At 73.6% G+C, this 13,541-nt stretch carries 11 protein-coding genes; 10 read left to right on the forward strand and 1 reads right to left on the reverse strand.

The window, feature by feature from the left end; translation table 11 throughout:
* Positions 1 to 43: 43 nt before the first annotated feature.
* From H5J33_RS09090 to H5J33_RS09125, 8 genes are all read left to right on the forward strand, one after another.
* Positions 44 to 1,825: an acyclic terpene utilization AtuA family protein gene (locus tag H5J33_RS09090; protein WP_181794371.1), complete on the forward strand. Its 1,782-nt coding sequence runs from the start codon at positions 44 to 46 to the stop codon at positions 1,823 to 1,825.
* Positions 1,822 to 3,420 carry a carboxyl transferase domain-containing protein gene (locus H5J33_RS09095; protein ID WP_181794372.1) on the forward strand — a complete coding sequence of 533 codons (1,599 nt, stop codon included), beginning with the start codon at positions 1,822 to 1,824 and terminating at the stop codon, positions 3,418 to 3,420. The genes H5J33_RS09090 and H5J33_RS09095 overlap by 4 nt, the downstream gene beginning before the upstream one ends.
* Before the next feature lie 8 nt (positions 3,421 to 3,428).
* Complete coding sequence (locus H5J33_RS09100) at positions 3,429 to 5,282, forward strand: biotin carboxylase N-terminal domain-containing protein (protein WP_181794373.1); 1,854 nt, start codon at positions 3,429 to 3,431, stop codon at positions 5,280 to 5,282.
* Positions 5,283 to 5,289: 7 nt separating this feature from the next.
* Positions 5,290 to 6,450: an acyl-CoA dehydrogenase family protein gene (locus H5J33_RS09105; protein ID WP_181794374.1), complete on the forward strand. Its 1,161-nt coding sequence runs from the start codon at positions 5,290 to 5,292 to the stop codon at positions 6,448 to 6,450.
* A gap of 23 nt (positions 6,451 to 6,473) precedes the next feature.
* On the forward strand, positions 6,474 to 8,042 hold the full coding sequence (locus H5J33_RS09110; protein WP_181794375.1) for a 4-coumarate--CoA ligase family protein: 1,569 nt from the start codon (positions 6,474 to 6,476) through the stop codon (positions 8,040 to 8,042).
* The gene (locus tag H5J33_RS09115; protein WP_181794376.1) at positions 8,039 to 8,785 is read left to right on the forward strand and encodes an enoyl-CoA hydratase family protein; all 747 of its coding nucleotides are present in this window, start codon (positions 8,039 to 8,041) and stop codon (positions 8,783 to 8,785) included. The genes H5J33_RS09110 and H5J33_RS09115 overlap by 4 nt, the downstream gene beginning before the upstream one ends.
* Positions 8,773 to 9,378: a TetR/AcrR family transcriptional regulator gene (locus tag H5J33_RS09120; protein ID WP_181794377.1), complete on the forward strand. Its 606-nt coding sequence runs from the start codon at positions 8,773 to 8,775 to the stop codon at positions 9,376 to 9,378. Before H5J33_RS09115 ends, H5J33_RS09120 begins: the two co-directional genes overlap by 13 nt.
* 229 nt (positions 9,379 to 9,607) lie before the next feature.
* Positions 9,608 to 10,633 (forward strand): isopenicillin N synthase family oxygenase, encoded by a 1,026-nt coding sequence (locus H5J33_RS09125; protein ID WP_181794378.1) that lies wholly within the window; start codon positions 9,608 to 9,610, stop codon positions 10,631 to 10,633.
* Positions 10,634 to 10,664: 31 nt separating this feature from the next.
* Here the strand turns inward: H5J33_RS09125 and H5J33_RS09130 are convergent, their stop codons facing one another.
* Positions 10,665 to 11,765, reverse strand: a complete 1,101-nt coding sequence (locus H5J33_RS09130; RefSeq protein WP_181794379.1) for a citrate synthase 2 — start codon at positions 11,763 to 11,765, stop codon at positions 10,665 to 10,667.
* A 175-nt stretch (positions 11,766 to 11,940) separates the two neighbouring features.
* Between H5J33_RS09130 and pdxH the strand changes: the two genes are divergently transcribed.
* Both pdxH and H5J33_RS09140 read left to right on the forward strand, forming a co-directional pair.
* Entirely contained in the window at positions 11,941 to 12,627 is a 687-nt protein-coding gene (pdxH, locus tag H5J33_RS09135) for a pyridoxamine 5'-phosphate oxidase (RefSeq protein ID WP_181794380.1), read from the forward strand.
* Positions 12,628 to 13,021: 394 nt separating this feature from the next.
* Positions 13,022 to 13,541 (forward strand): PAS domain-containing protein (locus H5J33_RS09140; RefSeq protein ID WP_181794381.1); only part of this gene is annotated, 520 nt, incomplete at its 3' end.

Raw genomic sequence — 13,541 nt, forward strand, 5'->3', positions numbered from 1 at the left:
GCCCGGCCGGGGGCGCCGGTCACTCGTCGCGGGGAGCCGGCCGGTGAAACCACTGCGCATCGGGAACTTCTCCGGCTTCTACGGCGACCGCTCCGACGCCCTGCGCGAGATGCTCACCGGCGGCGAGGTCGACGTCCTCACCGGTGACTACCTCGCCGAACTCACCATGCTCATCCTGGCCCGGGACCGGCTGAAGGACCCGTCCGCCGGATACGCGCGCACCTTCCCGCGCCGGCTGGAGGACTGCCTGGGCCTCGCCCACGAACGCGGCGTGCGGATCGTCACCAACGCGGGCGGCCTCAACCCCGCCGGGCTCGCCGGGGAGATACGGCGGCTGGCGGACCGGCTCGGCATCCCGGTGCGGGTCGCGCACGTCGAGGGCGACGACCTGACCGCCGCCTACCCCGGCACCCTCGCCGCCCACGCCTACCTCGGGGGCTTCGGCATCGCCGAGTGCCTGCGGGCCGGCGCCGACGTGGTGGTCACCGGCCGGGTGACCGACGCGGCGCTGGTCACCGGGCCGGCCGCCGCGCACTTCGGCTGGCGCCCGGACGAGTACGACCGGCTCGCCGGAGCCGTCGTCGCCGGACACGTCCTGGAGTGCGGCACCCAGGCGACCGGCGGCAACTACGCCTTCTTCGGCGAGGGGGACGTACGCCGGCCCGGCTTCCCGCTCGCCGAGATCCACGCCGACGGCAGCAGCGTGATCACCAAGCACCCCGGCACGGGCGGCTTCGTGGACGTGGGCACGGTCACCGCCCAGCTGCTGTACGAGACCGGCGGAGCCCGGTACGCCGGACCCGATGTCACGGCCCGGCTGGACACCGTACGGCTCGCCCGGCAGGGGCCGGACCGGGTGCGGATCGAGGGGGTGCGCGGGGAGGCGCCGCCGCCCACGCTCAAGGTCGGGCTCAACCGGCTCGGCGGCTTCCGCAACGAGGTCGTGTTCGTCCTCACCGGGCTCGACATCGAGGCCAAGGCGGCGCTGGTGCGCGAGCAGTTCGCGGACGCGCTCGCCAAGTCGCCCCCCGGCGAGGTGCGGTGGGACCTGGTGCGCACCGACCGGGCCGACGCGGACACCGAGGAGACGGCCAGCGCGCTGCTGCGGCTCGTCGTACGCGACCCGGACCAGCAGGTCGTGGGGCGCGCGCTGAGCGGGGCCGCGGTGGAGCTGGCACTGGCCAGCTACCCCGGCTTCCATGTGCTGGCCCCACCCGGAAAGGGCGCGCCTTATGGGGTCTTCGAGGATGTGTACGTGCCCCATGTGGGCGCCGCTCATGTGGCCGGCCCACATGAGTCCGCTCCCGACGCGGACACCAGCCAAGGACCCACCGCCCAAGGACCCACCGCTCGTGGGTCCGCCGCCCAGGTGTCCGTCTCCCACGTCGCCGTCCTCCACGACGGCCGCCGTGTCCCCGTACCCCCGCCCCGAAAGACGCGCCCTCTGGCCGCCGTACCGGACCCGTCCCTCCCACAGCCCCTCCCGCCCGGACCGACCCGGCGGGCGCCCCTCGGCCTGGTGGCCGGTGCCCGCAGCGGGGACAAGGGCGGGAACGCCAACGTCGGGGTGTGGGCCCGGTCCGAGGACGCCTGGCGGTGGCTCGCCCACACGCTGACGGCCGACACCTTCCGGCGGCTGATCCCCGAGAGCCGGGACCTGCCCGTCACCCGGCACCTGCTCCCGAACCTGCGCGCCGTGAACTTCGTGGTCGAGGGCATCCTCGGCGCCGGCGTCGCCGCGCAGGCCCGCTTCGATCCGCAGGCCAAGGCCCTCGGCGAATGGCTGCGCTCCCGCCACCTGGACATCCCGGAGGCCCTGCTGTGACGGTCCTGCCGACCGCTGTCGACCCCACCGCCCCCGATCACCGAGCCCACCGCGAGGCGATGCTCGCCAAGCTCGCCGGCCTGGAGGCCGAGCACGCCAAGGCGCTCGCCGGCGGCGGCGAGAAGTACGTCGCCCGGCACCGCGGGCGCGGGAAGCTGCTCGCCCGGGAGCGGATCGAGCTGCTGCTCGACCCCGACACCCCGTTCCTGGAGCTGTCCCCGCTGGCCGCCTGGGGCAGCGAGTATCCCGTGGGCGCCTCCCTGGTCACCGGGATCGGGGTGGTCGAGGGCGTGGAGTGCCTGATCACCGCCAACGACCCGACCGTGCGCGGCGGCGCCAGCAACCCCTGGAGCCTGCGCAAGGCACTGCGCGCGAACGACATCGCCCTGGCCAACCGGCTGCCCTGCATCAGCCTGGTGGAGTCGGGAGGCGCCGATCTGCCGTCCCAGAAGGAGATCTTCATCCCCGGTGGGGCGATCTTCCGCGACCTCACCCGGCTGTCCGCCGCCGGCATCCCGACCATCGCCGTCGTCTTCGGCAACTCCACCGCGGGCGGCGCCTACATCCCCGGCATGTCCGACCACGTGGTCATGGTCAAGGAGCGGGCGAAGGTCTTCCTCGGCGGGCCGCCGCTGGTGCGGATGGCCACCGGTGAGGAGAGCGACGACGAGTCGCTGGGCGGTGCCGAGATGCACGCGCGCGTGTCCGGCCTCGCCGACTACTTCGCGCTGGACGAGCCGGACGCGCTGCGCCAGGCGCGCCGCGTGGTGGCCCGCCTCAACCACCGCAAGGCCCACCCCGACCCCGGCCCGGCCGAACCGCCGAAGTACGACCCCGAGGAACTGCTCGGCATCGTCCCGGACGACCTCAAGATCCCGTTCGACCCGCGCGAGGTGATCGCCCGGATCGTGGACGGCTCCGACTTCGACGAGTTCAAGCCGCTGTACGGCACGAGCCTGGTCACCGGCTGGGCGGCCCTGCACGGCTACCCGGTCGGCATCCTGGCCAACGCCCAGGGCGTGCTGTTCAGCGCCGAGTCGCAGAAGGCCGCCCAGTTCATCCAGCTCGCCAACCAGCGCGACGTCCCGCTGCTGTTCCTGCACAACACCACCGGCTACATGGTCGGCAAGGAGTACGAGCAGGGCGGCATCATCAAGCACGGCTCGATGATGATCAACGCGGTGAGCAACAGCCGGGTGCCCCATCTGTCGGTGCTCATGGGGGCGTCGTACGGCGCCGGGCACTACGGCATGTGCGGCCGGGCCTACGACCCCCGGTTCCTGTTCGCCTGGCCCAGCGCCAAGTCGGCCGTCATGGGACCGCAGCAGCTCGCGGGCGTGCTGTCCATCGTCGCCCGGCAGTCGGCGGCGGCCAAGGGGCAGCCGTACGACGAGGACGCGGACGCGGCCCTGCGCGCGATGGTGGAGCAGCAGATCGAGGCCGAGTCGCTGCCGATGTTCCTGTCCGGGCGGCTGTACGACGACGGCGTCATCGACCCGCGCGACACCCGCACCGTCCTCGGCCTGTGCCTGTCCGCCCTGCACACCGCGCCCTGCGAGGGCGCGCGCGGCGGCTTCGGCGTCTTCCGGATGTGAGGGATCACATGATTTCCAGTGTGCTCGTCGCGAACCGGGGCGAGATCGCCTGCCGGGTCTTCCGCACCTGCCGTGAGCTGGGCATCCGAACGGTCGCCGTGCACTCCGACGCCGACGCGGACGCGCTGCACGCGCGCGTGGCCGACACGGCGGTACGGCTGCCGGGCGCGGCGCCCGCCGACACCTACCTGCGCGGCGACCTGGTGGTGAAGGCGGCCCTGGCCGCCGGAGCCGACGCCGTGCACCCCGGCTACGGCTTCCTCTCCGAGAACGCCGGCTTCGCCCGCGCCGTGCGGGACGCCGGGCTGGTGTGGATCGGCCCGCCGCCAAAGGCCATCGAGGCCATGGCGTCCAAGACCCGCGCCAAACGGCTGATGGGCCTGGCCCCGCTGGACCCGGACGGGGTGACCGAGGCCGATCTGCCGGTCCTGGTGAAGGCGGCGGCGGGCGGCGGGGGGCGCGGGATGCGGATCGTGCGCCGCCTGGAGGAGCTGAAGGCCGCCCTGGAGGGCGCGCGCGCCGAGGCCGCGAGCGCCTTCGGCGACGGCGAGGTGTTCGTGGAGCCGTACCTGGAGCGCGGCCGCCACGTGGAGGTGCAGATCCTCGCCGACACCCACGGCACCGTCTGGCCGCTCGGCACCCGCGACTGCTCCCTCCAGCGCCGTCACCAGAAGGTCGTCGAGGAGGCACCGGCGCCCGGGCTCACCCAGGGGCTCGCCGAGGAGCTGCGCGCGCTGGCCGTACGCGCCGCCCGCGCCGTGTCGTACACCGGCGCCGGCACGGTGGAGTTCCTGGTCGCCGACGGGCGCGCCCACTTCCTGGAGATGAACACCCGCCTCCAGGTGGAACACCCCGTCACGGAGGCCGTGTTCGGGCTGGACCTGGTCGCCGAGCAGATCCGGATCGCCGAGGGCCACGCCCTGGGGACCGAGCCCCCGCACCCGCGCGGCCACGCCGTCGAGGCCCGCCTGTACGCCGAGGACCCGGCGCGCGACTGGGCCCCCCAGACCGGCACCCTGCACCGGCTCGCCGTACCGGACGGCGTCCGCCTGGACACCGGCTACACCGACGGCGACACCATCGGCGTCCACTACGACGCCATGCTCGCCAAGGTCGTCGCCCACGCCCCCACCCGGGCCGAGGCGATCCGCCGGCTGGCCGGCGCGCTGGAGTCGGCGGTGGTCCACGGCCCGGTCACCAACCGGGACCTGCTGGTGCGCTCGCTGCGGCACGAGGAGTTCACCGGGGTCCGCATGGACACCGGCTTCTACGACCGCCACCTCGGCGCGCTGACCGCACCCGCCCACGACCCGTACGCCCCCCTGGCCGCCGCCCTCGCCGACGCCCACGGCCGCTCCCGGTTCGGCGGCTGGCGCAACGTCCCCTCGCAGCCGCAGGTGAAGCGGTACGAGATGGGCGGCGAGGAGCACGAGGTCCGCTACCGGCACACCCGGGACGGCCTCGCCGCCGACGGGGTGCGCGTCGTGCACGCCGACGCCCGGCTGGTCGTCCTCGACATCGACGGCGTACGGCGGAAGTTCACCGTCGCCCGCTACGGCGACCAGGTCCACGTCGGCGCCACCCGCCTCACCGCCCTGCCCCGCTTCCCCGACCCGGTCGCCCGGCTCGCCCCCGGCTCCCTGGTGGCCCCGATGCCGGGCACGGTCGTCCGGATCGCCGAGGGTCTGGCGGAAGGGGCAACGGTCCGGGCCGGCCAGGGACTCATATGGGTGGAGGCGATGAAGATGCAGCACCTGATCTCGGCCCCGGCCGCCGGAACCCTCACCACCCTGCACGCCAGACCCGGACAGCAGGTCGAGCCGGGCACGGTCCTCGCGGTAGTGCAGGAAATCCCTTCCTAGGAGCCCCATGACCGCCGTCATCGAGTCCGAAGAGCACAAGGCCCTGCGCAACGCGGTAGCCGCCCTCGGCAAGCGCTACGGCCGCGACTACGTCACCCGCACGGTCGCCGAAGGCAAACCCCCCGCCGAACTCTGGTCCGACGCGGGCAAGCTCGGCTATCTCGGCGTCAACCTCCCCGAGGAGTACGGGGGAGGGGGCGGCGGCATAGCCGAACTGTCCATCGTGCTCGAAGAGCTGGGCGCCGCCGGCTCCCCCCTGCTCATGCTCGTCGTCTCACCCGCCATCTGCGGCACGGTGATCGCCCGCTTCGGCACCGAGGAGCAGAAGCGGCGCTGGCTGCCCGGGCTCGCCGACGGCACCCGCCTCATGGCCTTCGGCATCACCGAGCCCGACGCCGGGTCCAACAGCCACCGCATCACCACCACGGCCCGCCGGGACGGCACCGACTGGCTGCTCACCGGCCGCAAGGTCTTCATCTCCGGTGTCGACATGGCCGACGCCGTCCTCGTCGTCGGCCGCACCGAGGACGCCCGCACCGGCACCCTCAAGCCCTGCCTGTTCATCGTCCCCACGGACGCCGAGGGCTTCCACAAGCACCCCATCGCCATGGAACTCAACGCGGCCGAGAAGCAGTTCGAACTGGCCCTGGACGACGTCCGGCTGCCCGCGGAGGCGCTCGTGGGCGACGAGGACGCCGGGCTGCTGCAACTGTTCGCCGGGCTGAACCCCGAGCGGATCATGACGGCCGCGTTCGCGATCGGCATGGGCCGCTACGCCCTAGCCCGGGCCGTCGGGTACGCCCGCGAGCGCACGGTCTGGAAGGCACCCATCGGCGCCCACCAGGCCATCGCCCACCCCCTGGCACAGGCCCACATCGACCTGGAGCTGGCCCGGCTGATGATGCAGAAAGCCTCCTTCCTCTACGACTCGGGGGACGACATCGGCGCGGGCGAGGCCGCCAACATGGCCAAGTACGCCGCCGGTGAGGCCTGCGTGCGGGCCGTCGACCAGGCCGTGCACACCCTCGGCGGCAACGGCCTCACCCGGGAGTTCGGGCTCGCCTCGCTGATCACGGCCGCCCGCGTGGCACGCATCGCCCCGGTGAGCCGGGAAATGATCCTCAACTACGTCTCCCACCAGAGCCTGGGCCTGCCCAAGTCGTACTGAGCCGCCCCGCGCGAGGAGGAACCGTGTTCCGCAGCGAGTACGCAGACGTTCCGCCCGTAGAGCTCCCCATCCACGACGCCGTCCTGGGCCACGCCGCCGGCTTCGGCGACCGGCCCGCCCTCGTCGACGGCACGGACGGCACCACCCTCACGTACGAGCAGGTGGACCGGTTCCACCGGCGCCTGGCCGCCGCCCTCGCCGACGCCGGCGTGCGCAAGGGCGACGTCCTCGCCCTGCACAGCCCCAACTCCCTCGCCTTCCCGGTCGCGTTCTACGCCGCCACCCGCGCCGGTGCCACCGTCACCACCGCGCACCCGCTCGCCACCGCCGAGGAGCTCGCCCGGCAGCTGCGCGACAGCGCGGCCCGCTGGATCGTCACCGTCTCCCCGTTGCTGGAGACCGCCCGCCGGGCCGCCGGTCTCGCGGGCGGCATCCGGGAGATCCTGGTGTGCGACAGCGCGCCCGGCCACCGCTCGCTGACCGAACTGCTCGCCACCACCGCCCCCGAGCCCCGGGTCGCCGTCGACCCGGCCGAGGACATCGCCGTGCTGCCGTACTCCTCCGGCACCACCGGCACCCCCAAGGGCGTGATGCTCACCCACCGGCAGATCGCCACCAACCTCGCCCAGCTGGAGTCCGCCGTCCCGGCCGGCCCCGGCGACCGCGTCCTCGCCGTCCTGCCGTTCTTCCACATCTACGGCCTCACCGCGCTGATGAACGGGCCGCTGCGCAAGGGCGCCACCGTCGTCGTCCTGCCCCGCTTCGAACCGGAGACCTTCCTCGCCGCCATCGACAAGCACCGCGTCACCGGCCTGTACGTGGCCCCGCCGATCGTCCTCGCCCTCGCCAAGCACCCGGCGGTCGGCCGCTACGACCTCTCCTGCCTGAAGTACGTCATCAGCGCCGCCGCCCCGCTGGACGCCCGGCTCGCCCGCGCCTGCTCCGAACGGCTCGGCCTGCCCCCGATCGGCCAGGCGTACGGCATGACGGAGCTGTCGCCCGGCACCCATGCCGTCCCCCTGGACCGGCTGCGCGACGCCCCCGCCGGCACGGTCGGACGGCTCGTCGCCGGCACCGAGATGCGGATCGTCTCCCTGGACGACCCCGCCCGGGACCTCGGCCCCGGCGAGCCCGGCGAGATCCTGATCCGCGGCCCCCAGGTGATGAAGGGCTACCTGGGCCGCCCCGACGCCACCGCCGCCCTGATCGACCCCGACGGCTGGCTGCACACCGGGGACGTCGGACACGTGGACGCGGACGGCTGGCTGTTCGTCGTGGACCGGGTGAAGGAACTCATCAAGTACAAGGGCTACCAGGTGGCCCCGGCCGAACTGGAGGCCCTGCTGCTCACCCACCCCGGCATCGCCGACGCGGCCGTGGTCGGCGCCCGTGACGAGGACGGCAACGAGATCCCGCACGCCTTCGTCGTCCGCCACCCCGGCGCCGACGGCCCGGCCGAGGACGAGGTCCTGCGGTTCGTCGCCGAACGCGTCGCCCCCTACAAACGCGTCCGCCGGATCACCTTCACCGACACCGTCCCCCGCGCCGCCTCCGGCAAGATCCTGCGCCGGCAGCTCAGGGAGCACGCATGACCGACCCCACCGCGTCCATCGGCCGCAGCCGCGCGCGTGCCGTGGAGACGCTCAGCCTCGACGCCACCGGCACCCGCAACGCGCTGTCCGCGGCCCTCGTCACCGACCTCGCCGACGCCCTGGCCGACTGCGGCGAGGACCCCGGGGTGCGGGCCGTGGTCCTCACCCACACCGGCGCGACGTTCTGCGCCGGCGCCGACCTGCGCGACCCGCCCGCCCCGGACGCCCTGGTGGCCCTGTTGCGGCGGATCGTGGAGCTGCCCAAACCGGTGGTCGCCCGGGTCACCGGGCATGTCCGCGCCGGCGGCCTCGGACTGCTCGCCGCCTGTGACATCACCGCCGCCTCCGCCACGGCCACCTTCGCCTTCACCGAGGTGCGCATCGGCGTCGCCCCCGCCGTGATCTCCCTGCCGGTGCTCCCGCGCGCCGACCCCCGCGCCCTGGCCCGCTACTACCTCACCGGCGAACGCTTCGGCCCGGCCGAGGCCGTACGGCTGGGCCTGCTCACGGCGGCGGCGGACGACGTGGACGACGCCCTCGCCCCCGTCCTGGACGGCCTGCGCCGGGCCTCCCCGGAGGCCCTGGCCGAGACGAAACGGCTGCTCACGGCTAGGGTGCTGGAGACATTCGACCGGGACGCGGACGGGCTGACCGCGCTGACGGCCCGGCTGTTCTCCTCCGGCCAGGCCCGGGAGGGGATGACCGCCTTCCTGGAAAGACGTGATGCGGCATGGGTGGTGTGAGGACGACCGAACGCGAGCGCGTGCCCAAGCAGGACCGCAGCCGGGCCACCCGGCAGCGGCTCCTGGAGGCCGCCGTGGCCTGCCTCGCCGAGCGCGGCTGGGCGGGCTCCACGGTCGCCGTCGTCGCCGAACGCGCCGGGGTCTCCCGGGGCGCCACCCAGCACCACTTCCCGACGAGGGAAGACCTCTTCACCGCGGCCGTCGAGTACGTCTCCGAGGAGCGCTCGCTGGCGCTGCGCGCCCTGTTCCCGGACGGCCCCGCCGACCGCCGGGCCGTCGTGGCGGCCCTCGTCGACCTCTACACCGGCCCGCTCTTCCGCGCCGCCCTGCACCTGTGGGTCGCCGCCTCCGACGAGGAGCAACTGCGCCCGCGGGTGACCGAGCTGGAGGCCCGGGTGGGCCGCGAGACCCACCGCATAGCCGTCGAACTCCTCGGCGCCGACGAGTCCCGCCCCGGCGTCCGCGAGACCGTCCAGGGCCTGCTCGACATGGCCCGCGGCCTGGGCCTGGCCAACCTCCTCACCGACGACACCGCCCGCCGCGAACGGGTCGTCGCCCAGTGGGCGGCGCTGCTGGACGGCGCGCTGGGCTGAGAAGACCGTACGGCGGCACTTCTCACGCGGCGCGTTACCCTTGGCCCATGCTTCCGATGCTCGTCCGCCGCCGCCACGTGGACTACGTGCGCGTCACGAGCATGGGCTGTCGGCACATCCGCGCCTGACAGCCCCCTGTATCTCGCTTTTCTCTCCCTTTTTTCCGGCACCGGGGGCCGCCCGTACCCCCTCGGCGGCCGGCCGTGCCCCGTACACCCGCGGACGCACCATGACCACGCATACAGCGATGTCGTACGACCAGCTCCCGATCATCGACCTGTCGGCCGCCGACCGAGGCCCCCAGGCCCGCGCCCTGCTCCACGCCCAGTTGCACAGCGCCGCCCACGACGTCGGCTTCTTCCAGCTCGTCGGGCACGGTGTGACCCGGGCCGAGACGGACGCGCTGCTCACCGCCATGCGCGCCTTCTTCGCTCTCCCCGAGGCCGACCGGCTCGCCCTCGACAACGTCAACTCCCCGCACTTCAGGGGCTACACCCGCACCGGCGACGAGCGCACCGGCGGCTCCCGCGACTGGCGCGACCAGCTCGACATCGGCGCCGAGCGCCCTGCCCGCGTACCGGGACCGGACGAGCCGCCGTACTGGTGGCTCCAGGGTCCCAACCAGTGGCCGGCCGCCCTGCCGGAGCTGCGCACGGCCGCCCTCGCCTGGATCGACAGGCTGAGCGGGGTCGCCCACCGGCTGCTGCGCGAACTGCTGACGGCCATCGGCGCCCCGGCCGGCTTCTACGACCCGGTCTTCGGCGAGCACGCCCACCCGCACCTCAAGCTGGTCCGCTACCCCGGCAGCGCCGTCGACGGCACCGACCAGGGCGTGGGCGCCCACAAGGACTACGGCTTCCTGACCCTGCTGCTCCAGGACACCGTCGGCGGCCTCCAGGTCCAGCGCGAGGACGGCCGCTTCCACGACGTGCCGCCCCTCGAGGGCGCCTTCGTCGTCAACCTCGGCGAGCTGCTGGAGGTGGCGACCAACGGCTATCTGCTGGCCACCAACCACCGTGTCGTCAGCCCGCCCGGCGCCACCGAGCGCTACTCGGTTCCGTTCTTCTACAACCCCCGCCTGGACGCGCGCATCGACCCGCTGCCCTTCCCGCACGCCGCCGAGGCCCCCGGCGTCACCACCGACCCGGCGAACCCCCTGTACGCGGAGTACGGCTACAACGAACTCAAGGGCAAGCTGAGGGCCCACCCGCTGGTGGCGGAGCGGCACCACGGGAACCTGCTGACGCCCGCCTGACCGGCTCCCCGGGGGCCGGCCGGCCCCCGGCTCAGCCGGTGATGTCCCCGTAGCCCCGGATGTCCCGGGGGCTGCGCGGCCCCGGTCCCACATACCGGGCGGAAGGCCGCACCAGCCGTCCCGTGCGCTTCTGCTCGAGGATGTGCGCGGACCATCCCGCGGTGCGGGCGCACGTGAACATGGAGGTGAACATGTGCGCCGGCACCTCGGCGAAGTCCAGCACGATCGCCGCCCAGAACTCCACGTTGGTGGCCAGCACCCGGTCCGGGCGCCGGTTGTGCAGCTCCTCCAGCGCGGCCTTCTCCAGCGCCTCGGCCACCTCGAACCGCGGGGCCCCGAGCTCCCGCGCCGTGCGCCGCAGCACCCGGGCCCGCGGATCCTCGGCCCGGTACACCCGGTGCCCGAAGCCCATCAGCCGCTCGCCCCGGTCCAGGGCGCCCTTGACGTACGCCTGCGCGTCGCCCGTGCGCTCGATCTCCTCGATCATGCCGAGCACCCGGGAGGGCGCGCCGCCGTGCAGCGGGCCGGACATCGCGCCCACCGCGCCCGACAGGGCGGCGGCGACATCGGCGCCCGTGGAGGCGATGACCCGGGCGGTGAAGGTGGAGGCGTTCATGCCGTGTTCGGCGGCCGAGGTCCAGTAGGCGTCGACGGCCGCGACGTGCTTGGGGTCCGGCTCGCCGCGCCAGCGGATCATGAACCGCTCCACCACCGAGTTCGCCTTGTCGATCTCCCGCTGCGGCACCATCGGCAGGCCCTGTCCGCGCGCGGACTGGGCGACGTAGGACAGGGCCATGACCGCGGCGCGGGCCAGGTCGTCGCGGGCCTGGCGCTCGTCGATGTCGAGCAGCGGCCGCAGGCCCCACACGGGGGCGAGCATGGCGAGGGCCGACTGCACGTCCACCCGGATGTCACCGGAGTGCACCGGGATCGGGAACGGTTCGGCGGGCGGCAGACCGGGATTGAAGGCGCCGTCGACCAGCAGCCCCCACACGTTGCCGAACGAGACGTGACCGACCAGGTCCTCGATGTCGACGCCCCGGTAGCGCAGGGCGCCGCCCTCCTTGTCGGGTTCGGCGATCTCCGTCTCGAACGCGACGACTCCTTCGAGTCCGGGTACGAAATCGGACATCAGGCGGCTCCTCGTGAAGTGTGGCGGCGGTCGTCCCGGTCATGCCCCGGCGCGCAGGCGGTCACCCATGGTCAACCCAACCGCAAAGGGAGCAGCACGATAACGCCCGGTGCCACGGTTGGGGAGACCACACGACACCGAGTGCCATACCCGTTCTATACGGCAAGATGACCGCGTGACCGATCGCGACCCGCTTCCGGACCCCGTTCTCGACCCCGCTGCCATGCGCAAGCAGTACCGGGCCGACGGCCTCGCCGAGGAGGATCTCGCCGGCCATCCGATGGACCAGTTCGCCCGCTGGTTCGAGGACGCCGCCCGGGCCGCGCTGCACGGCACGCTCTACGAGCCCAACGCCATGGTCGTCTCCACGGTGGACGCGGCCGGCCGCCCCAGCTCCCGCACGGTCCTGCTGAAGCAGTACGACACCGAGGGCTTCGTCTTCTACACCAACTACGGTTCGCGCAAGGCCCTCGACCTCGCCGGGAACCCGCACGTCTCGCTGCTCTTCCCCTGGCACCCGCTGGCCCGCCAGGTCATCGTGACCGGCACCGCCCGCCGCACCGGCCGGGACGAGACCGCCGCCTACTTCCGCACCCGCCCGCACGGCTCCCAGCTGGGCGCCTGGGCCAGCGCCCAGTCCACGGTGATCGCCTCCCGCTCGGAACTCGACGCGGCCTACGCCGAACTGGAGGCCCGCTACCCGGAGGACGAACAGGTCCCGGTGCCCCCGCACTGGGGCGGCTTCCGGATCACCCCGGAGACGATCGAGTTCTGGCAGGGCCGTGCCAACCGCCTCCACGACCGGCTGCGGTACACCGCCCGGCCGGACGGCACCTGGACGGTGGAGCGCCTCAGCCCCTGAGCCCGGGGCGTACACGGAAAGCGCGGAAAACGCAGACGACCCGCGGGCTGGGTTCCTCCAGGAGGAGCCGGCCGGACGTACCGGCAGCCCGCGGGTCGGGTGACTGCTTGGGATTGGGCCGGCTGCGCGCATCTCTCACGCGCTGGTCCGGCACCGCACATGCCGTGGTGCCGGGCCGCTAGCCCGCAGCCACCTCACGCGTCCGGTTGTCATACATCTGCCGAACCACCTCCCTTCTCGTGTACCGACAGCCTAGGAAGCACCCGGGACGCACTCAACTGGTTTTTCTTGCGGGAACAGGGTGTGGGCTGGGTCACGTTCCAGTTGAATGAAGGCCGGTGAGGGAACCGGGCGCCGTGTGTACGGACGCGCAGGCAGTTTCCAGGGGGTCCAGGTGAGTGCTTCGCGGCGGAGTGGGGCCACGGACGAGCTGGGGCCGGACGAACCCGGCGAGCCGGGCTCGGACCTGCTGGCCGCACTGCTCGACGGGATGGACGCGGCGTTGTGCGCGTTCGACGCCGACGGGGTCGTCACGCACTGGAACCGCGAGGCCGAGCGGATCCTCGGCTGGACGGCCGCCGAGGCCGTCGGGCGGCACGGGTTCGCCGGGTGGGCGGTGCGCAGCGCCGACGCCGAGGAGGTGCAGGCCCGGCTGATGTCGGCGATGCACGCGCCGGGCCGCCAGGTGCACGAGTTCGCGCTCGTGACCAAGGACGGCGGGCGCATCCTCGTACGCACCCAGTCGGCCGCCGTGCGCGGGCCCGAGGGGAAACCGGCGGGGGTGTACTGCGCGTTCAGCGAGGTGCACGCGCAGATCGACCTGGAGCGGTCCATCGCGCTGAGCGAGGCGCTGTTCGAGGACGCCGCCTGGGGGGTCGTCCTCGTCGACGCCGACCTGCGGCCCGCCGTGGTCA

It is taken from the genome of Streptomyces sp. WELS2 (genome assembly GCF_013870595.1).
Lineage (GTDB): Bacteria > Actinomycetota > Actinomycetes > Streptomycetales > Streptomycetaceae > Streptomyces.